Source organism: Pectobacterium sp. IFB5596, assembly GCF_021432585.1.
Lineage (GTDB): Bacteria > Pseudomonadota > Gammaproteobacteria > Enterobacterales > Enterobacteriaceae > Pectobacterium > Pectobacterium punjabense.
Map to the genome: position 1 here is coordinate 273,991 of NZ_LXFY01000023.1, position 19,527 is coordinate 293,517.

At 51.8% G+C, this 19,527-nt stretch carries 19 protein-coding genes; 9 read left to right on the forward strand and 10 right to left on the reverse strand.

What is annotated here, in order from left to right:
• Positions 1-57: 57 nt before the first annotated feature.
• From A6301_RS14910 to prmB, 6 genes are all read right to left on the reverse strand, one after another.
• Positions 58-342, reverse strand: a complete 285-nt coding sequence (locus A6301_RS14910; protein ID WP_010298554.1) for a YfcL family protein — start codon at positions 340-342, stop codon at positions 58-60.
• Positions 343-376: 34 nt separating this feature from the next.
• Positions 377-922, reverse strand: a complete 546-nt coding sequence (locus tag A6301_RS14915; RefSeq protein WP_107169727.1) for an elongation factor P hydroxylase — start codon at positions 920-922, stop codon at positions 377-379.
• A 28-nt stretch (positions 923-950) separates the two neighbouring features.
• A complete protein-coding gene (locus A6301_RS14920; RefSeq protein ID WP_107169712.1) occupies positions 951-1,751 on the reverse strand; it encodes a sulfite exporter TauE/SafE family protein in 801 nt (266 codons plus the stop codon).
• Positions 1,752-1,760: 9 nt separating this feature from the next.
• Complete coding sequence (gene mepA / locus A6301_RS14925) at positions 1,761-2,606, reverse strand: penicillin-insensitive murein endopeptidase (protein WP_107169711.1); 846 nt, start codon at positions 2,604-2,606, stop codon at positions 1,761-1,763.
• 5 nt (positions 2,607-2,611) lie between these two features.
• A complete protein-coding gene (gene aroC, locus A6301_RS14930) occupies positions 2,612-3,697 on the reverse strand; it encodes a chorismate synthase (protein WP_107169710.1) in 1,086 nt (361 codons plus the stop codon).
• A gap of 80 nt (positions 3,698-3,777) precedes the next feature.
• Complete coding sequence (gene prmB / locus A6301_RS14935; RefSeq protein ID WP_107169709.1) at positions 3,778-4,710, reverse strand: 50S ribosomal protein L3 N(5)-glutamine methyltransferase; 933 nt, start codon at positions 4,708-4,710, stop codon at positions 3,778-3,780.
• 171 nt (positions 4,711-4,881) lie between these two features.
• Between prmB and smrB the strand changes: the two genes are divergently transcribed.
• On the forward strand, positions 4,882-5,424 hold the full coding sequence (smrB, locus tag A6301_RS14940; protein WP_107169708.1) for an endonuclease SmrB: 543 nt from the start codon (positions 4,882-4,884) through the stop codon (positions 5,422-5,424).
• 84 nt (positions 5,425-5,508) lie between these two features.
• Here the strand turns inward: smrB and sixA are convergent, their stop codons facing one another.
• Positions 5,509-5,991, reverse strand: a complete 483-nt coding sequence (sixA, locus tag A6301_RS14945) for a phosphohistidine phosphatase SixA (RefSeq protein WP_234258133.1) — start codon at positions 5,989-5,991, stop codon at positions 5,509-5,511.
• A gap of 941 nt (positions 5,992-6,932) precedes the next feature.
• Between sixA and A6301_RS14950 the strand changes: the two genes are divergently transcribed.
• The 5 genes from A6301_RS14950 to A6301_RS14970 all read left to right on the forward strand — a co-directional run bounded on the left by A6301_RS14950 (position 6,933) and on the right by A6301_RS14970 (position 12,459).
• Positions 6,933-7,484 carry a spore coat U domain-containing protein gene (locus tag A6301_RS14950; protein ID WP_107169706.1) on the forward strand — a complete coding sequence of 184 codons (552 nt, stop codon included), beginning with the start codon at positions 6,933-6,935 and terminating at the stop codon, positions 7,482-7,484.
• Positions 7,485-7,661: 177 nt separating this feature from the next.
• Positions 7,662-8,198, forward strand: a complete 537-nt coding sequence (locus tag A6301_RS14955) for a spore coat U domain-containing protein (protein ID WP_234258134.1) — start codon at positions 7,662-7,664, stop codon at positions 8,196-8,198.
• A 35-nt stretch (positions 8,199-8,233) separates the two neighbouring features.
• Positions 8,234-9,007, forward strand: coding sequence for a molecular chaperone (locus A6301_RS14960; RefSeq protein ID WP_107169704.1), 774 nt, complete (start codon positions 8,234-8,236; stop codon positions 9,005-9,007).
• Positions 9,008-9,065: 58 nt separating this feature from the next.
• Entirely contained in the window at positions 9,066-11,432 is a 2,367-nt protein-coding gene (locus A6301_RS14965) for a fimbria/pilus outer membrane usher protein (RefSeq protein ID WP_234258135.1), read from the forward strand.
• A gap of 4 nt (positions 11,433-11,436) precedes the next feature.
• Positions 11,437-12,459: a spore coat U domain-containing protein gene (locus tag A6301_RS14970; RefSeq protein WP_205543034.1), complete on the forward strand. Its 1,023-nt coding sequence runs from the start codon at positions 11,437-11,439 to the stop codon at positions 12,457-12,459.
• On the opposite strand, the gene fadJ is transcribed toward A6301_RS14970, so the two are convergent.
• Both fadJ and fadI read right to left on the reverse strand, forming a co-directional pair.
• Positions 12,446-14,632, reverse strand: coding sequence for a fatty acid oxidation complex subunit alpha FadJ (gene fadJ / locus A6301_RS14975; RefSeq protein WP_234258136.1), 2,187 nt, complete (start codon positions 14,630-14,632; stop codon positions 12,446-12,448). The two genes, A6301_RS14970 and fadJ, sit on opposite strands and share 14 nt — an antisense overlap.
• Positions 14,629-15,942 carry an acetyl-CoA C-acyltransferase FadI gene (gene fadI, locus A6301_RS14980; protein ID WP_205543036.1) on the reverse strand — a complete coding sequence of 438 codons (1,314 nt, stop codon included), beginning with the start codon at positions 15,940-15,942 and terminating at the stop codon, positions 14,629-14,631. Before fadI ends, fadJ begins: the two co-directional genes overlap by 4 nt.
• Before the next feature lie 231 nt (positions 15,943-16,173).
• Here fadI and A6301_RS14985 point away from each other — a divergent pair, with 231 nt between their 5' ends.
• Positions 16,174-16,659 (forward strand): MarR family winged helix-turn-helix transcriptional regulator, encoded by a 486-nt coding sequence (locus A6301_RS14985; protein ID WP_107169699.1) that lies wholly within the window; start codon positions 16,174-16,176, stop codon positions 16,657-16,659.
• The gene (locus A6301_RS14990; protein WP_234258137.1) at positions 16,652-17,416 is read left to right on the forward strand and encodes a class I SAM-dependent methyltransferase; all 765 of its coding nucleotides are present in this window, start codon (positions 16,652-16,654) and stop codon (positions 17,414-17,416) included. The genes A6301_RS14985 and A6301_RS14990 overlap by 8 nt, the downstream gene beginning before the upstream one ends.
• A gap of 92 nt (positions 17,417-17,508) precedes the next feature.
• Here the strand turns inward: A6301_RS14990 and A6301_RS14995 are convergent, their stop codons facing one another.
• Entirely contained in the window at positions 17,509-17,805 is a 297-nt protein-coding gene (locus A6301_RS14995) for a YfcZ/YiiS family protein (RefSeq protein WP_234258138.1), read from the reverse strand.
• Positions 17,806-18,193: 388 nt separating this feature from the next.
• On the opposite strand from A6301_RS14995, the gene fadL reads away from it, so the two are divergent.
• The gene (gene fadL / locus A6301_RS15000) at positions 18,194-19,462 is read left to right on the forward strand and encodes a long-chain fatty acid transporter FadL (protein WP_107169696.1); all 1,269 of its coding nucleotides are present in this window, start codon (positions 18,194-18,196) and stop codon (positions 19,460-19,462) included.
• Positions 19,463-19,527: the final 65 nt, after the last annotated feature.

Sequence of the window (19,527 nt, forward strand, 5' to 3'; positions counted from 1 at the left end):
GATGTGCTGGCTTGGCTAAGCCAGCACTGACAGACTGACGATGAGCACACATAAAAATCAGTGCGTGCTGTTTTGTGCCTGCTGGAACAAGCGTTCCCACATTCCGTTAACCAGCACCTGATCCGGTGGTGACAGTTCACCATTTTTGATCGCGTTGTTAATACTGTCGCTAACGCGCACATGCAGTGCTTCAAGCGTCTGTTCCCCGTTCTCTTCCGCTTCTGCGACTGACACTGTCAGATGACCACGCAAATAGCCACCAGCAAAAAGTTCGTCGTCGCTGGCATGTTCTACCATGTCATCAATCAGCGCCAAAATGCGCGTTTCAAATTCTGCGATCATTTCTTATCCTCAAATTTTTTGCAGTTCCCGTTCATCACAGATCGGCTGGATACGGGAAGCTCGCCGCCGTCAGCGGTGGCGTATTGTAAAACGATTGTAACGCGTGAATAAAGCTTGCCGGGCGCGCAGGAATCCCTTCTTCCAGATACTGCATCACTTGTGCATGCACACGTCGTTGGAAATCAATACGATCCGGCTCACAATCGCCGTTCAGGTTGTCGCAGCTGACGTTAAACGGAAAGCCTGCTGCAACGCAGAATAGCCAGTCGAAAGCCTGGGGTTTGATCTCCACCACTTCAAATTGGCTTTGCGTCGCCGCATCGCGACCATCCGGGCAGTACCAGTAGCCAAAGTCGACCTGCAAACGCCGCTGTGCACCGGCAATGCACCAGTGAGAAATCTCGTGCAGCGCGCTGGCATAAAAACCGTGAGCAAACACAATCCGATGATACGGAATCTCATCATCCGCTGGCAGATAAATAGGCTCATCGTCGCCTTTTACCAGACGGGTATTGTATTCGTCGCCAAAGCAATCATTAAAAATATCAATCAGTTGTTGATAATGGTGCGTCGTTGTCATGTTATTTGTTGTCATTATAAAATTTTTATCATAAAAGCTGTCCCAGCCAGGCAGCAATCGCATGCCCATGGCTGTCATAAATCAGCTTGCTGCTCATGATGGCGGAAACCAGCACCAGCATAGGGCGGATCAGCTTTTGCCCTTTTGTCATGACCATTTTGGCGCCAAGCCGCGCACCGAGGATCTGCCCGATCAGCATCACGCCCCCGACGACCCAGACCACCTGACCGCCCAGAATGAAAAACAGCAGACCGCCGAAATTGGAGGTAAAGTTCAGGATTTTGGCATTCGCCGTCGCTTTTGCCAGATTGAAACCATACAAGGTGACAAAGGCCAGCGCGTAAAACGACCCGGCACCGGGACCGAAAAAACCATCATAAAAACCGACGCAACCACCTGCCACAATCGCAAACGGCAGCGGCGACAGGCGGCGCTGCCGATCTTCATCGCCGATTTTGGGCGTTAATAAGAAGTAGAGGCCAATACCAATGATGAGGAACGGCAATAGTTGGCGTAGAAAATCGGCATGGATTTGCTGAATCAACCAGGCACCAAAGGTCGAGCCGACAAACGTCAGCGCAATAGCCAGTTTCTGCTCGCCCAGATTCACCGCACGCCGACGAATAAAATACAGGCTGGCAGAAAAGGAGCCGCCGACAGCCTGAAGTTTATTCGTTGCCAGCGCCTGCGCCGGGGATAAACCCGCCGCCAGCAAGGCCGGGATCGTCAATAACCCACCGCCACCAGCAATCGAATCAATAAACCCTGCCAGCGCCCCGACAAAAAACAACACGGCCAGCATGTCTGGCCCAAGAACTAACCAATCCATCGTTATTCGTTATCTCGCGGCAAAATGTCTGTCGAGCAATGCCTGACAAGAAGGCGGCAACGGTGGCGGCGTCGTTTTCTCTGGGGCTTCGCTACTCGGCTGCTTCGGCTGGAACCAACTGGTTAACTCAGCACCGCATCCGTCTCCGATAGGAGGATCGCTCTGTTCCTGACACTCCAGGCTATCTGCCGGGCAGCGCAAACGAACATGCATATGCGCACGATGCGCAAACCAAGGGCGGACTTTACGTAACCAGTCACGATCGTGACCCGCTTCGGCACACAGCTGTTTTTTAATCGCCGGATTAACGAAAATACGCGTCACGTCGCTATCGAGTGCCGCAGTCTTGATCAGCGTAGTGACTTCCGGCCGCCAAACGCGCGGGTTGACGTTAAGCCCGCTGGCATTAACCAAATCGATAGGCTGTGGTTTCAGCAACTGTTGTTCACTCCAGCGCTGTCTGGGCAACTGTAGCCAGATGTCCACATCCAACCCGGATTGGTGACTGGCGTGGCCGCTGCTGAAACGTCCACCGACAGGCATTCCCATATCCCCCACCAGCACATTACCCGATGTCGTGCGCTTAACCTCGGTACTCAGGCGCTGAATGAACGCGAGAAGATCGGGGTGACCAAAATAGCGGCGCTGATCGACGCGCATCACCTGATAATCCAGAGACTGCAACGGCAACGGCTGGGCACCGATGATGCAGCCATTGGAAAAGCTACCAATTGCCTGTGCCGCACCCGCGACCGGATGCGTTATCTCCTGCCACGGTGTTTTTGCCCACGCGGCATTCGACAACAACGATGCACTCAGCGCCAGCGCGAGAACCCCGATTAACCCTTGTTTCATTATTTTTACCAGCGAGGAACCTGACTGTTCACATCCCCACACTGTGCGCGTTGGCGCAACAGGTGATCCATTAACACGATCGCCATCATCGCTTCGGCAATCGGCACTGCGCGAATCCCGACACACGGATCGTGACGTCCACGCGTTACCATTTCAGTCGCTTCACCCTGACGGTTGATCGTTTTTCCCGGCACCATAATGCTGGAGGTCGGTTTCAACGCCAGATGCGCAACGATGTTCTGACCGCTGCTGATCCCGCCCAAAATGCCGCCAGCATGATTGCTCTGAAAGCCTTCCGGTGTGATTTCGTCGCGGTTTTCGCTGCCACGTTTGGTGACAACGGCAAACCCATCGCCAATTTCGACGCCCTTCACAGCATTGATGCTCATCAATGCATGAGCCAGATCGGCATCCAGCCGGTCAAAGACCGGTTCACCTAATCCGGCGGGCACCGACTCCGCTACAACGCTCACCTTCGCGCCGATGGAATCACCCTCTTTTTTCAGCGCGCGCATCAGTTCATCCAATGCGTCCAACTTGTCGATATCCGGGCAAAAGAACGGGTTTTGCTCCACCTGTTCCCAATCTTTCAGCTCGCAGGTGACATCGCCAATCTGTGACAGGTAGCCACGAACCTTCACACCATATTGTTGTTGCAAGTATTTCTTCGCAATCGCCCCTGCGGCAACGCGCATCGCGGTTTCACGCGCAGAAGAGCGACCGCCACCGCGGTAATCACGCAGACCGTACTTTTGCTCATAGGTATAATCGGCGTGACCAGGGCGGAAAACATCTTTAATCGCGCTGTAATCCTGAGAGCGCTGATCGGTGTTTTCAATCAGCAGGCCAATGCTGGTCCCTGTTGTCACCCCCTCAAACACGCCGGACAAAATCTTGACCTGATCGGGCTCGCGACGCTGTGTCGTATAGCGAGATGTCCCCGGACGGCGGCGATCCAAATCGTGTTGTAAATCCGCTTCCGTCAGCGGAATACCCGGCGGTACGCCATCAACAATACATCCCAGAGCAATACCGTGGGATTCACCAAATGTAGTGACGCGGAAAAATTGCCCAATACTGTTGCCTGCCATCACAACTCCTTCACATGTGTTCTGTTTCTGCCTTACCGTCTGACCAGATGGGTAAGGCTGATGAATATCGTTATGACCGTTTAATCACGGTAAGCGCTAAAATGATCTTTGCAATCAACCAGCTGTGACTGGGTTAGCATAAACACGCCGTCACCGCCGTTATCAAACTCCAGCCAGGTGAACGGAATCTCTGGATATTGATCGATCAGGTGCACCATGCTGTTACCCACTTCGCAAATCAGCACGCCGTCGTCACTAAGATAGTCTGGCGCACAGGCCAGAATACGACGAACCAGATCCAAGCCGTCGTTGCCCGCCGCTAGCCCCAGTTCCGGTTCGAAACGGAATTCCTGCGGCAGATCGGACATATCTTCTTCATCCACATACGGCGGATTGGTCACAATCAGATCATAGCGAATTGCCGGTAAATCGCGGAACAGGTCAGAGCGAATCGGCGTTACACGGTATTCCAGACCATGCTGCTGAATATTTTGCTCGGTCACCGCCAGCGCATCGCTGGAGATATCAACCGCATCGACCTCCGCTTCTGGGAACGCCTGAGCACAGGCAATAGCAATACAGCCGCTGCCAGTGCACAGATCCAGAATAAGGTTTGGTGTCTTCGGCAGTTGCTCGTCAAAATAGTTATTGATCAGCTCACCGATAGGAGATCGCGGCACGAGCACACGTTCGTCAACGTAGAATTCCAGGCCGCAGAACCAGGCTTTGTTGGTCAAATAGGCGACCGGGATACGCTCATTAACGCGGCGGATCACGCGTTCAACAATGCGCTGCCGTTCGCTGGTGATCAAACGGGACGTGTACATATCTTCAGGAATATCGAGCGGCAGATACAGACTAGGCAGTACCAGCTGTATGGCTTCATCCCAGGGATTATCCGTCCCGTGACCGTAATAGACGTTGGCTGCGTTAAACCGGCTGACAGCCCAGCGCAACATATCCTGGATGGTATGAAGTTCACTGACGGCCTCATCAACGAAAATTTTGTCCAAGGGTGTCCTCCGCAGACAGTTCTGAATAAGAAATTGGCGCTTAGTTTGCCATGAAGCCCGCGACAAATCAGCAGATATAACCGACTGAACGCGCACTGATACAGACTTTTATTTAGCGACAGCGGGGAGACAAGGTAAACTGATCGAATGTTGACGCAAGATGAATGAAAAATGAGTAATAAATATTCGCTGAATGACGACGAATTGCAGCTTTTTCGTACGTCAATCACTGGCACAAAAAAGTTGCGTCAGGATACCTATACCCATAAACCGCTGCGCAGGAAAATAGGCGAATTACCGGCAAAACGAGCATTGCAGGAACAGGTTGATGCCAGTTTTTATTTTTCGGATGAATTTCAGCCACAGTTGGACGCAGAAGGCCCGACGCGCTATATCCGCCCAGGCGCTAGCCATTACGAATTGAAGAAACTGCGGCGGGGGGATTATTCGCCGGAGCTGTTTCTCGATTTACACGGTCTGACACAGCTTCAGGCAAAGCAGGAATTGGGCGCACTGCTGGCAGCCTGTCGCCGGGAGCACGTTTACTGCGCCTGCGTAATGCACGGACACGGCAAACATATCCTTAAGCAACAAACACCGCTCTGGCTGGCACAGCACCCTGACGTACTGGCTTTTCATCAGGCACCGAAAGAATTCGGAGGGAATGCAGCGTTGCTGGTACTGGTTGCGCTGGAAGCGCCTTCGCTTGAGTAATCCTCGCCATGCTTCAAACCTTACAAGGCGTGCAGCACGCTACACGCCTCATACTGCACGAACTTCGAGTTTCTCGCTGAGAAATCAGGGTTTTGCGGTCAGCTGTGCCGGGCTGACTTGCCAGTTCAGCACCCCATTGCCGGATTCGGTGTCCACCTTGACGCAGGCGATAGCGGAGGTGGCGAACATTGGAGCCGTTTCATTCTGACATAACTCAGCAACCAGATAGCCCACCAACGGCAGATGCGAAACAACCAGAACCGCACCAACACCTTCTCTCGCCAGCGTTTGCAGGTAATAACTGACAAGCTGGGCATCACCGCCGGGTGTCAGTTCATTGAGGCAATCCGCTTCTTCCGGCAAAGGCAGCGCTTTTTTCACCACATCGAGCGTTTGCTGAGCGCGTAAATAAGGGCTCACCAGAACGCGCTCAATATCGATATTTTGCTCGTTCAACCAACACGCCATCTGGCGAGATTCATCACGACCACCGTCGCTTAATGGCCGAACAGCATCACTCGCTGCATCAAGTACCGCATCGCCATGACGCATTATCAACACTTGCATATCACACCGCTATGTTAATGAAATATATGATGTATCTTCTATAACTCAGGCTGCATATGCACGCATTATCCTGCACCTGCAACTCGAATTATGTAGGGTCTAACCTGTTTTATCCCTGTAGGTTACCTGAGTTTAGTGCCCTGATAAACTCGCCTGACATCGGGTTTCCGTATGAAGCACGTTCCTTTGTCATTTTACGGAAGTAATCTACTGATAAATAATAGTTTTAAAGGTTTCTGACCAAGTACATCGTCTTAGGAATATATACCCATGAAATCAAGATGGACATTATAATCAATTACGAACAAATCAACTTATTTAATCAAAAAACAGATTAAAAACAAAAAATCAGCACAAAACACCATTAAATAAACAAAAAACGATGATTTTCACTTTTTTAACACATATCAATTTTGCAATATTGTTAAACAACCACTCTGCTTCTATCTTTATCTTAAATAGCGTTTTTTGATATTCACTTTATATGAATAAAGAAAAAATACGGAATATAACGCCATATAATAAAAACAGATTGCCCTTCTATTTTACGGACGCTCGTGCAATTCAGGATAAAGGTCGGAGAGTCTTTCTGTTATTTTATATGTTAGAAATCATTCATCACCATGGAAGAGAAAATTAGCAATACGTTTCCTTTATAGATTTATTTTCACCATGAGAAAAACACTGGAATTTTAGCAGGATATATTTCAGTAGTACGATATTTTTGTGTCAGCGGTTCCGGTAATCAGGAAAGAGAATAAACCCTCTGTATTTTCCCGTACGGTTAATCCATGCCATATAAATAGCCGTACTGATTAAAACGACTCGTTATGATTTCTTTTGTAATAGTCACTCGTAACGAGCAGTACTCACGAAAACCAATACCTTTTCGTGAAGACACTTTCGATGAAAATATGTGAGATGCATATAAAGGAATCGTTATGAATTCTAAGCGTATAACATTACCTATTCTGGCTACATTATTCACCACATTCGGCCTTTCTCCCACCGCCAGCAGCGTGACGATTAATGGTCAGATCCCCGTATCACTCACGATTACTGCGGCCTGCACTATCAACAACGGCGCTGCAGGCCAAACCGGTACATGGGGTACGATCAGTTTTGGTTCCCACTCCGATTTGACGGCCAACATTGATAGCCAGGCGACCAGCGCTGGGGGCACAGGGATTACTGTCACGTGCTCTGTTGGCACCCCTGCCACGCTGAACATCGGCGCAGGGCTCAACGACAGTGGGCCACTACGCAGGCTCGCACCAGGGACAGGAGCGTATAACGTTCCTTATCGTTTATACAGCGACAGCACCCGTAGCACCGAGCTTACAGCCACAGGGACAACGGGTATTGCGATTGCTGCAACAGGCAACCCACAATTAGTTCCGGTCTATGCGCGAATTCAACCATCAGACCAAACGGTTTTGTCACCCTCTGCGGGTTCTTATACCGATACCGTTGCTGCCACTCTCGTATGGTGAAGGTTTACAGGCTGACATATTTACATGTCGGCCTTTTTAGGGTCATTGATCCGCAAGAAAAGGAGCCGTTATGCCACCACGTCTTATAAGCGATATCGTGTTTACTGCCTACGCCCCACAGCCGGCTCTTGGCATTTCCCGTATCGTCATTCAGGCTGAGTAGCCACCGGTATAGCGATGCGTTTTCCATCGGCATTGATGTCGTCACTTCTGCTGTTTGGCTCCCTAGTTCCTACGGTGACGATGGCGCTCACGGTCAGCAGCACTTTTGACGTCGAAGCAGTCATACAAAAAGGCTGTGTGTTTGGTACCAATACGGCAAGCAGTCAACCCAATATGGGCACACTTAATTTCGGGACGCGCAGTGCCACGGCCACCAACGTGGATGTTGCCAGCACAAGTGCAGGCGGTTCGATTATCGCCACCTGTACGCCTGGCATTAACGCCATCATTGAACTGGACTACGGCATCAATGGTGGCAGCAGTACACAGCGTTATCTGAAAAATGCAGCAGGGACGCGGCTATTGGCCTACCAACTTTATCGTGATGCCGCACGCACGCAGGTATGGGGAACGGGAAGTCTGGCGCTCAGTATCGTCTCTTTTCCGGTTACAGCCCAGACTTACACCGTTTATGCCCGCTATTTTGGCGGCACACCTCTGCCTCCCGCAGGGGTTTATACCGATAATGTGACCGTCAGCCTGACTTATTAAAAATAAAACAGGGTAAATACAGGATGAAAAGGAAAATGACGTTTTTTATTCGGGCAATGATCTTTTTGTTAAGCGGTATCAGCTTATCTTGTTTTGCTGCCAGCTCTATTCTCGTTTGGCCAATTTATCAGGTCATTGAATCAGATGAGAACAGTTCGGCGCTGTGGCTGGAAAATAAAGGCACTGCCCCCGTCGGTTTACAAATCCGCATCATGTCCTGGAAGCAAATAGACTTTCAGGATCGTTATGCCGAACAAAGTAACGTGATTGCTACACCACCGTTCATGACGCTGGAACCAGGTAAACGCAATATGATACGCCTAATTCGCGTCAACTCGGCCCCCGCCAATACTGAACTGGCCTACCGTATCATCATTGATGAAATTTCCGCTCCCTACCAACAAGATGCCCCGCAGATGGGACTGCAATTCCAGATGCGCTATCTGTTGCCCTTGTTCCTTGATGGTGAAGGTGTCTGGACACATACTCGCCCCGATAAACGGCGAACCAACGCCGAACCTACGCTGCCCGTGCTTAGTTGGCGAATCAGTGCCGTTGGGGGAAAAAACTATCTTTATGTCCGCAACCGCGGCGTGGTGCATGCCCGTCTGAGTAACGTCTATTGGTCCGCAGACCGAAGCGGAAAAGGAAGCAAGACCACGTTAACCGACGGCTTTTTAGGCTATGTGTTACCGGGGCAAGAGATGCGCTGGCCGCTCCCCGCTGGCATATCCACACCCGGCGCGGCGATGCAGCTCTTCACTCACCTGATCGATATTACCGATCCCATCTTGATTAAACGTGAATGATGGAGCGGTTAACGACAGAGGCGTATTTATTGACCGTACGGCCATGGTGAGGTCAGACATGACGATAAAAACAGGTGTTTTGCCCCTGCTCATGTATGCCCCGCTTGCACTGTTTTATTCTGAGCCCCTTCTCGCGGAAGACTATACCGATCTTCCTGCGCCCCCCAGCGCCATGCCATCACTTAGCGAATCCGTTTACTATTTAACGCTTTCCGTTAACGGACAAAGTGATAATACGGTTGTGCCCGTCACCTATCGTGAGGGGAATTATTATGTGGATGCAACAACGCTACGTTCGAATCACGTCCGCCTACCAGATCAAAGCACGGGGCTCGTCAATATCAGCACGCTGCCAGAGGTCACCGCCGATCACGATCAGGCCATACAGCAGCTAAAGCTCACCGTACCCACATTCTGGCTGCCGGAGCAATCCGTTGACGGCGGAGGGCAAGACATGGCGCATTTCCCAGCCCGCAGCAGCCCCGGTTTGTTGTTCAACTATAACCTGTATTACACCTCACCCCGCGGCAATTCGGATTCGCTCAACAGTTGGATGGAGCAGCGCTTTTTCAGCCCCTACGGAACCTTATCCAATACGGGGATCTACTATTTCACTTCAGGCGGCAATGCCACGCAGCAAAATAGCTATCAGCGTTTCGATACCTATTGGCGCTACAACGATAACGAACACATGATCACCTATCAGGTTGGCGATCTGATTAGCAACTCTCTGACGTGGAGCAACTCGGTGCGTATGGGCGGCCTGCGTGTTGCCCGCAATTTCGGTCTTCGGCCGGACATTGTGACCTATCCAATGCTGCAATATACCGGTACGGCCGCCGTACCCAGCACACTGGATCTCTTTATCAACGGCTATAAAGCGAATAGCACCAACCTGAATGCTGGCCCCTTCACCCTCACGAATACGCCTTATCTGAACGGCGCAGGGGAAGCGACCGTCATTACGACGGACGCTCAGGGGCGGCAGATTTCCACTACAATCCCTTTTTACGTCTCCAACGCATTGCTGCGAGAAGGGTTAAGCGACTTTGATCTGTCCGCTGGTGTGTTGCGCCAGAACTATGGTGTACAGAATAATGCCTATACCGATGATCCCGCCCTCAGCGGCATCTATCGGTATGGGCTGACCAATAAGCTAACGGTGTCAGCGCATGGCGAAGCCGTGAAGGATCTTTATCTGATCGGCGCGGGGGCGGATTTTACCCTAGGCCGCTGGGGAACACTGAGTTCCTCCTACAGTCAGAGCGAAAAGGAAGCGACCGGACACCAATACACCGCAGGCTACTCCTACTACACCTCCGCCTTTGGCCTGAGCGTTCAACATGCCAAACGCAGTGAAGAATACCGCGATTTAACAGCCACGATCACAGAAGGCCGCCTCAGCCGGGAAAGTAATCAGGCAACGATCAGCAGCCAAATCTTCGGTGCGGGCAATGGTTCGTTCGGCGTGGGTTATTTCGATATACGTGCCTACGATTCAGCCCGTACCCGCCTGCTGAACCTCTCTTTCAGCCGACAGGTCTGGCAAGGCAGCGCTATTTATCTCGCCTTTAACAAAGCGCTGGGAGAAAACGGCTACAGTGCCCAGATCCAGTTCGTGATGCCTTTTGGCAACAACAGCAGCATCAATGCTGGCGTTCAGCGCGACAACAATGGTGATTATTCCCCGCGTGTCGGGGTGAATCGTACCGCGCCGACAGAGGGCGGATTCGGTTGGGACGCCGCGTATGGTGCGGGCAAAAATCCCTATCATCAAGGTTCGCTTAACTGGCGCGGCCCTTATGCCATGGTGGCTGGCGGAACCTATGGCAATGAAGGAAGCTCCACCCAGTGGGGGGAACTGAGCGGTTCGCTGATCTACATGAACGGAGGGCTTTTCCCTAGCAATCGTATTAACGACGCCTTTGTTGTTGTCGATACCGATGGATACCCTGATGTCCCGGTAAAATATGAAAACCAACTGGTGGGGAAAACCAACAAGCGCGGCCATTTACTCGTACCGTGGGTCGTGTCCAATTACCCCGCGAAAGTGGAAATCGATACGTTACAACTGCCAGCCAACGTCACGACCCCACAGGTGGAATCTCGCGTGTCGGTAAAAGAAGGCAGCGGCACCGTCGTGAAATTCCCTGTTCATGTCGTGCGATCCGCCAATATCCGATTGCGTAATACGGATGGCAACCCGCTCACCATCGGCACCTGGATAACAGACGAAGCCAGCGGCAACACCACGATCAGTGGCTACGATGGTTTAGCTTACTTCGCCAATCTGGGAACCTCTAACCGCTTACGTTTTAAACAAGAAGATGGACGGCTTTGCCGCGTGGCGTTCTCACTGCCGGAATCACAGACCATGATGGCAACCATCGGCCCGCTTACCTGCCAGACTGATCCAAAAGGATAAAACGATGCTGACCCCGATACCGCAGATCCAGCACCTCTTCGCCACCAATCGGCGATCCGCCCGTTGGTTACATCTGGCCTTCCTGCTGATGACACTGTATTACGCACCTTTTAGCTACGCTGCCTGTACCACGCCGCCCAGCAACACCACGCTAGGGCCTTATGGTTCTTCCGTTGTCGGCGTTAACGGTGCGCCACAAATCGTGGCATCGGGAAGTGGGTTTCGCTGCACGGGGAGTTTGTTGAGCCTAAACAGCACCAATACCATCACCGCCACAATACAGAGCGACAGTAACCCCAGCGGCACCACTATGCGGATGCGCAGAGGGACAAGCACAGACTATGTTCCTTACAACCTGTGTATGGATTCTGGCTGCGGTACGCCCTATAACATCAATTCGACCTACACCTGGAGCCAAACCACCTTTCTGGGAATATTAGGCCTGTTCAACTCATCAGATGGCTCCATACCGATCTATGTCCGTACCAGTATCGGCAACAACGTATCCGCCGGCACTTATACCGATACGGTAACGATCAAATGGGATTACAGGCTTTGCTCACTAGGCGTGACGGTATTAGGTGTGACAGCCTGCCTGTACGAGGAAGGATCAACGACCTCAACGCTCAATATCACCATGAACATCACCAATGATTGCCAGATCACCAGTGCGCCAAATATCAGCTTTGGTACGGCGGCCTTTCCCGCTAACTTTGCAGCGGTCAACAATAACCTCGGCGTTCGCTGTACGCTGCTGGGCGCGTATACCGTTAAGCTCGTAAGTACCCATCCTGATGATGCCAACTGGCGCAGAATGACCGCAACCGTCGGTGGTACGCCCTACTACTTGCAATACCAGCTCTACCGTACTGGGAACGTCGCGTGGACAGAAACTAACGATTATAGCGGGGCGGGAACGGGAATTACGCAGAATATCCCGTACACCGCCCGCATTAATGCCAGTCAGGCAAATAAACCGGAGGGGACGTATAAAGACACCGTCACGATTAACGTCACGATAAACTAACGTTATGCTCCTCATCGGCTGGCGGATAGAACGTCCGCTGGCCTTCCCGCATCGTGAGTAAACGTTCACAGGGTGCGAACCGATCGCCATACTGTTGTTGCAGTACCAGCAGCGTTTTCACGACCGTTTCCATCCCCAGACGATCCATATAGTGGAATGGGCCGCCAAGGAAAGGGGGGAAACCAATGCCAAATACCGCACCGATATCGCCGTCACGGGCGCATTGAATCACGCCTTCATCCAGACAACGCGCCGCCTCATTCAACATCATCATCACGGCACGCTGGCTGATCAACGCAGGATCGATATGCGCCTTTGGTGTCACATCCAGCAGTGGATAAACCGAACTATCGACCTCTTTCGTGTGCCAGAAACGGCGCGTTTTACTGTACCGATAGAACCCTTTGCCATTCTTACGCCCTTTGCGCCCATCTTTCAGGATCGCATCAAACGCGGGCGGAGAGGTAAAGCGATCGCCGAGTTCTTCACTCAGCACCGGTACGATTTTGGTTGCGACATCAATACCGACCTCATCAAGCAGCGCAAGCGGACCAACGGGGAAACCAAAACGCACCAGCGCGTAGTCAATCGATTCAACAGGTTCTCCTTCCAGCAGGCAATAAGCCGCCTCATTGATGTAAGGCGCCAATATGCGATTCACATAAAATCCCGCGCTATCGTTCACGACGATTGCAATTTTCCCCTGTTTTCTCGCCAGAGCAACCGTCGTCGCAACCGTCTCTGCGCTGGTGTGGGCATGCGGGATAACCTCAACCAATGGCATTTTGTCCACCGGGCTAAAATAGTGCAGGCCAACGACCTGCTGCGGGCGACGCGCGCCCTCCGCAATCTGATGGATCGGCAACGATGAGGTATTTGATGCAAAAATAGTATGGGGCGCAGCATGATCTTCAATCTCCACCACCATTTGCCGCTTCAGCGCCAGATCTTCAAAGACCGCTTCAATGACGATATCCGCATGTTCAAAACCACGATAATCCGTACTACCGGAAATCAACGTCATCAAGCGCTGACGCTCCGTTGGCTTCATCCGTTTACTCTGAACACGCTTGGTCAACAATTGCCAGTTGTACTTCAGCGCATGGTTAATACCCTGCTCATTGATATCTTTAATGCGCACCGGCAATTGTCCGCGCGTTGCCGTAACGCTGGCGATCCCTCCGCCCATCAACCCGCCACCGAGAATGCCAACACGATGGATCGGCTTCGCCTCAGAGGCTGAGCCGGAGGTTTTCTTTAACGCATTCGAGGCAAAGAACAAATGGCGTAGTGCGGCAGATTCCGGCGTCATCACCAGCTTGCCAAACGCTCGCGCCTCCTGCCGATATCCTTCCTCACGACCTTTTTCTATTCCCCGGCGCACCACCTGAATGATCTTTTCAGTGGCCGGATAGTTGCCATGTGTTTTCGCGCGGGTCTTGCGTTTCACTATTTTGAAAAGCAGATGGCGAATACCCGGGCTGCTTAGCAAACGCGAACGCCAGCCCAACGGCACCACCTTCCTTTTACCTTTTTTGAGAATCTCGACAGCCGTCTCCAGTAGAATATCGTGCGGGACAGCCTCATCAACCAGCCCTTGCCGCAGCGCCTGACTCGCCCGGAGATGGCGACCGGTAAGAATGAGATCCAATGCGCTATCCAGACCAATCAAACGTGGCAAACGCTGCGTTCCCCCCGAGCCGGGAAGGAGGCCAAGTTGGACTTCAGGTAGCCCTAGTACCGTCTTTTCATCTAGCGAGCAAACGCGATAGTCGCAGGCTAATGCCAGCTCTAACCCACCGCCCAAGCAGGCACCGTGAATCGCGGCCACAACGGGGAAAGGTAGTGCAGCAACGAGGTCAAATGTTTCCTGCCCTTGTTTCGCCAGGGTTTCTGCCTGTTCGGCGCTGCCACACTGGCTCAACATGGTGATATCTGCGCCAGCAATAAACGAATCAGGCTTGGCAGAAATAAAAATGAGTCCTCTGAGCGTCGCGTGCTGCCGCGCCAGCTCGAAGACCGAGAGAGTCTGTTCTGCAAATTCGCGCTTTAACGTATTCACCTTCTCGCCGGGGACATCAATACTAATCACGCCAATATTGTCTGGCCGAATGGTGAGGGAAAACGCAGACTGGCTTTCCGTTGCCGTGAGGAAAGACTGTTGATCGTTCATGGCGTCACCTCCAGTACCATTGCCGCGCCTAGCCCGCCCGCCGCACAGGCGGTGGTTAAGCCCAGTCCGCCACCGCGACGACGCAGTTCATTCAACGTTTGGGTAATCATCCTCGCACCAGTAGCGGCAAAAGGATGACCATAGGCAATCGAGCCACCCAGCACGTTGAACTTAGCGCGATCCACCTCGCCCAGCGCGGCGTTTCTGCCCAATTGGCTTCGGGCAAACTCATCGCTGGCAAACAGCTTCAGATTTGCCAACGTCTGGGCGGCAAAGGCTTCGTGCATATCAATTAACGTCAGATCGGCCAACGCCACGCCCGCCCTTGCCAGCGCAAGTGGAGAAGCATAAGCCGGCCCCAACAACATATCGCGCTGCACGCCGATGGCGCTGAATGCATAGCTGCGCAGATAGCCTAGCGGCGTAAGTCCCAAACTTTTGGCCTTGGATTCACTCATCATCAAGACCGCTGCCGCACCATCCGTTAGCGGCGTACTGTTTGCCGCCGTCACCGTACCGTGTCGGCGATCGAACGCCGGACGTAAGCGAGAATACTGCTCTAAGGCGGAATCATGGCGCACGTTGTTATCTTCACTCAGCGCCTTCTCATAAGGCGGGACGTACGCCGTCATGACCTCATCCCGCAGCACGCCAGATTCCCAGGCCTGGGCCGCTAGCCTGTGCGAACGGTGCGCCAGCTCATCCTGTTCTTCACGCGTGATGCCGTAGGTTTTTGCCATCTGTTCGGCGGTATCGCCCATGCGCAACCCGGTGGAATACTCCGCCACGGCAGGTGCCACCGGGAGCAGGTCTTTCGGGCGCAGGCCGCTTAACAATCTCAACTTCTGGCCCAGCGTTCGAGCCTTGTTCATATCCACCAGCGTTCTGGCCAGTGCTTTACTGACACCAATGGGCAATACGGAAGAGGAGTCCGCCCCTCCGGCAATACCGACTTCCACCGTGCCTGCCATAATACTTTCCGCTACATTGGCGACGGCCTGAAAGCTGGTCGCGCAGGCGCGTGAAACGCTATACGCATCAGTATGCACGCTCATGCCCGTACCGAGCACAATCTCTCTGGCGATATTCGGCGCTTCAGGCATTTGAACCACCTGCCCGAACACCAATAGCTCGATCAGCTCAGGATCGATACCCGTGCGAACAAGAAGTTCACTGGTGACAAGTTTGCCTAATTCAATGGCAGGTACGCCATGGTAGGCCGTTGCCTGCCGGGCAAATGGGGTGCGTAATCCGCTCACGAACGCAATGCGATCGCCACGGCGGGTTATCAGAGGTAATACCTCGCTCATAAACGCTCCTGTTAACCGAAAATACTTCCGTTAACCAAAAATAAAGTACGCGCACAACAGGTCAGACCTGATTTCATTGTTAACCAGATAGTTACATTACGCAAAGCCGCGCAACATAAAAGTGTGAAGAGCATGCGGGTCGTGGCCTTTATTCCATCAATCTTTACGCAAAGGAATTTGCCAACAAAATACATTAGCGCTAATGTATTTATTTCCATTAGGGAGGCACTTTTGAAAATTAAACCTGGATTGGGCGAGCTACTGAGGTATACCGCTGAATTGGTTGATAAAGGGTCGGAGGCAAACTACCGCGCCATGTCACTCAATTATCGTCCACGATTTACACCGATCCTGCGTTCAATTGTCGCTGGCGCTCAGACCGTGCAGGACATCACCGAATCGACGCATCTGACACAGGGCGCGATCAGCCAGTCGGTCACGTTAATGGAGCAGGACGGCATTCTTGTGCGCGAACAGCTCAGCGATGGGCGTAAATTTGCGCTCAGGCTGACACCAGCAGGCATTCAACTCGTTGATCGACTAGAGAGCTGCTGGGAAGCCATTTTCCTTGCCATTGAACAGCTTGAAAAAGACGCGGGCTGGCCGTTGATGAAGGGGCTGGAAGCTCTGGCATCGGCGTTGGAACAGCAGAGCTTTGAAAAACGAATACAGATAGCGCGTGCAGAATTACACGCCTCAGGTGATAAAGATGACTAACACAACCGAAGAAAGCAGAAACTGGTTTGCCTCCGGTGGGGAAAACTACGCTCGTTACCGCCCCCAATACCCACCCGAACTGGCAGAATACCTTTCCAGTCTCGCACCCAATACCCAAAACGCGCTGGATGTGGGGTGCGGGACCGGGCAGCTTACGCGACAGCTAGCTGAACATTTCGACGTTGTAAAAGGTATCGATCCCAGCGATAGCCAGCTACGTAACGCTATTGCACACAACCGTATCCATTATGCATGTTCCCCCGCCGAAACACTGCCGGGACAACCGCTCAGTTACAGTTTGATTACCGCGGCACAGGCTGCACATTGGTTCAAACTGGACGCGTTTTACCGGGAGGTGCACAGGGTGGCAGTCCCTCTAGGAATATTGGCGCTCATCAGCTATGGGGTTATGCAGCTTGATGACGATCTGAACGACAGATTTCGTCAGTTTTATGACGACGAGATTGGCCCGTTTTGGCCTGCCGAACGCCAACTGGTTGATAATGGGTATAGGGACATCCCTTTTCCCTTTGACGAGATCGACGCACCGCCCCTGAACATCCACCTTGAATGGCCGTTGGAAGCTCTCATCGGCTACATTTCAACCTGGTCTGCCGTCGCCAGCATTAGGGAGGCAGGACAGGAGGAAACGCTGCATCGTTTTTATGAAGATATCGCAGAACTCTGGGGAAACCCGGCAACATACCGACCAATTATATGGCCGATTAACATGCGTATCGGGAGAATTAATAAGTGATGACACCGCCAACATTGGTGAATAACAGCGAAGAGAAATAAAAAACGAGTCTGGCAAGCTATGCAATAAGGCAATACTTGCCAGAAGGAGACTTAACGCAGGCCTAGCTGGAAAATCATTGTTTCAGCCTGGCAGCTGAATGTAAAATCGATGTCCAATTTAACACCACCGTCTACCTCCTCCAGCGTGCTGGCGATGTCGCAAGGTTCAGACTCCACCGCATGCGCTTTTGCCGTCAGAGTGGCGAGTGTCGCCTCCGCATCAGAACGATCGCTGAACACTTTACTGTAAGACGCCGTGCAATCTGTATTATCCATGATTGTGCCGACATCGACACAGCAGCAGGCTGCGGTTTCTTCAGCACTGCATTTATTGATTACGTTCGTCATGATGCTTTCCTCTTGAGGCTTAAGACGCGGGAGATATGATCCAGTTCAAATATTTCTATCTTCCTTATATTTTACTCCCTCATCCTAAAGCAGCACCAGTACTTCATGCCCACCCGTAATTTTAGTGATATCAGTCACATTAAGGTGTTATTAGGCAGTAAAAACCGAGTAATAGTTCCTCACAAAAATTAACCAAAACGTTAAGCAGATCTAAATTTTGCATCATTTTGGAAATATTTTTAATACACAAGCGCAACATTCTCGTATTCCCAACTTATACTTTGGCAACTGGTCTGATTTGTCAGGCTGAGTGCGCCCCCTACAATGCGCGTCCCTTGTTACCCCGTGTAACAACGTTAAATAACAAGCATATAAAGAGGTTTTGGTCATGAGCCAGAAAAACCTGTTCAAACAATCCACAATTGCTGTTGCGGTGGCCCTGTTTTCAGCAAATGTGTCCGCGGCTGGTTTCCAGCTAAATGAATACTCATCATCGGGTCTGGGACGCGCGTTTTCTGGTGAAGGTGCCGTAGCCGACAACGCGGCCTCAGGTAGCCGTAACCCGGCAACCATGACCATGTTTGACCGTCCTTCATTTTCCGGTGGCGTCACTTACATCAACCCAGATATTGATGTCAGCGGTTCAAACCGACTGACAGGAAATGATGCTAGCGCCAAAAATATCGCGCCACATGCCTGGGTACCGAACCTGCATTTCATCATGCCGCTTAACGAACAGTGGGCAATTGGCGCGTCAGCCACCACCAACTACGGTCTGGCAACGGAATTCAACGATAGCTATGCAGCAGGATCTATTGGCGGTAAAACCGACCTGTTGACGTCAAACCTGAACCTGAGCGCAGCCTATCGTCTGAACCAGCATTTCAGCTTTGGTCTGGGTGTTAACGCCGTCTATGCCGATGCCAAAATTACGCGTCATCTCGGCGATCTCAGTACAGCACTGCCGCGCACCACTGAGATAGCGAAATTAGAAGGCAAAGAATGGGGCTATGGTTGGAATGCCGGCATCCTGTACGAAATCGATGAAAACAACCGCGTCGGCCTGACTTATCGTTCTAAAGTCGATATCGACTTTAACGGCGATTACAGCAACCAACTGCCCGCTGGGCCAGGTGCCCTCAATGGTGCGACCGTTCCAGGTAAGCTGACTCTCAATCTGCCGGAAATGTGGGAAGCCTCTGCCTATCACCGCGTGGCACCAAAATGGGCGGTGCACTACAGCCTGACTTATACCAGTTGGAGCCAGTTCCAAGAGCTGAAAGCAACAGGTAATAGCGGTAACACACTGTTCCAGAAAGAAGAAAACTTCCGTGATGCTTACCGTATCGCACTCGGCACCACCTATTATCACGACGATAACTGGACGTTCCGTAGCGGTATCGCGTTTGATGACAGCCCAGTACCAGCCGACAGACGTTCTATCTCCATCCCGGATCAAGATCGTTTCTGGTTGAGCGCAGGCACAACCTATGCATTTAACAAAGACGCGTCGGTTGACGTTGGCGTGTCCTACATGCATGGCAAGAGCGTGACTATCAACGAACGTGCGCCGGGTGCCTTCAATGCTGTCCAATATGACTTTACCTCTAAAGGTAAAGCATGGTTGTACGGCGTGAACTTCAACTATGCGTTCTAAGTAATCTACGGATTTCTACATAAAAGCAGGTAAGGCAACTTTCCTGCTTTTTTATTGCCCGATAT

What these genes read in the sequence shown, in the direction of transcription:
- A6301_RS14910 (WP_010298554.1), bottom strand. Translation starts at nt 342, where the DNA reads ATGATCGCAGAATTTGAAACGCGCATTTTGGCGCTGATTGATGACATG.
- A6301_RS14915 (WP_107169727.1), bottom strand. Translation starts at nt 922, where the DNA reads ATGACAACGACGCACCATTATCAACAACTGATTGATATTTTTAATGAT.
- A6301_RS14920 (WP_107169712.1), bottom strand. Translation starts at nt 1,751, where the DNA reads ATGGATTGGTTAGTTCTTGGGCCAGACATGCTGGCCGTGTTGTTTTTT.
- mepA (WP_107169711.1), bottom strand. Translation starts at nt 2,606, where the DNA reads ATGAAACAAGGGTTAATCGGGGTTCTCGCGCTGGCGCTGAGTGCATCG.
- aroC (WP_107169710.1), bottom strand. Translation starts at nt 3,697, where the DNA reads ATGGCAGGCAACAGTATTGGGCAATTTTTCCGCGTCACTACATTTGGT.
- smrB (WP_107169708.1), top strand. Translation starts at nt 4,882, where the DNA reads ATGAGTAATAAATATTCGCTGAATGACGACGAATTGCAGCTTTTTCGT.
- sixA (WP_234258133.1), bottom strand. Translation starts at nt 5,991, where the DNA reads ATGCAAGTGTTGATAATGCGTCATGGCGATGCGGTACTTGATGCAGCG.
- A6301_RS14950 (WP_107169706.1), top strand. Translation starts at nt 6,933, where the DNA reads ATGAATTCTAAGCGTATAACATTACCTATTCTGGCTACATTATTCACC.
- A6301_RS14955 (WP_234258134.1), top strand. Translation starts at nt 7,662, where the DNA reads ATGCGTTTTCCATCGGCATTGATGTCGTCACTTCTGCTGTTTGGCTCC.
- A6301_RS14960 (WP_107169704.1), top strand. Translation starts at nt 8,234, where the DNA reads ATGACGTTTTTTATTCGGGCAATGATCTTTTTGTTAAGCGGTATCAGC.
- A6301_RS14965 (WP_234258135.1), top strand. Translation starts at nt 9,066, where the DNA reads ATGACGATAAAAACAGGTGTTTTGCCCCTGCTCATGTATGCCCCGCTT.
- A6301_RS14970 (WP_205543034.1), top strand. Translation starts at nt 11,437, where the DNA reads ATGCTGACCCCGATACCGCAGATCCAGCACCTCTTCGCCACCAATCGG.
- fadJ (WP_234258136.1), bottom strand. Translation starts at nt 14,632, where the DNA reads ATGAACGATCAACAGTCTTTCCTCACGGCAACGGAAAGCCAGTCTGCG.
- fadI (WP_205543036.1), bottom strand. Translation starts at nt 15,942, where the DNA reads ATGAGCGAGGTATTACCTCTGATAACCCGCCGTGGCGATCGCATTGCG.
- A6301_RS14990 (WP_234258137.1), top strand. Translation starts at nt 16,652, where the DNA reads ATGACTAACACAACCGAAGAAAGCAGAAACTGGTTTGCCTCCGGTGGG.
- A6301_RS14995 (WP_234258138.1), bottom strand. Translation starts at nt 17,805, where the DNA reads ATGACGAACGTAATCAATAAATGCAGTGCTGAAGAAACCGCAGCCTGC.
- fadL (WP_107169696.1), top strand. Translation starts at nt 18,194, where the DNA reads ATGAGCCAGAAAAACCTGTTCAAACAATCCACAATTGCTGTTGCGGTG.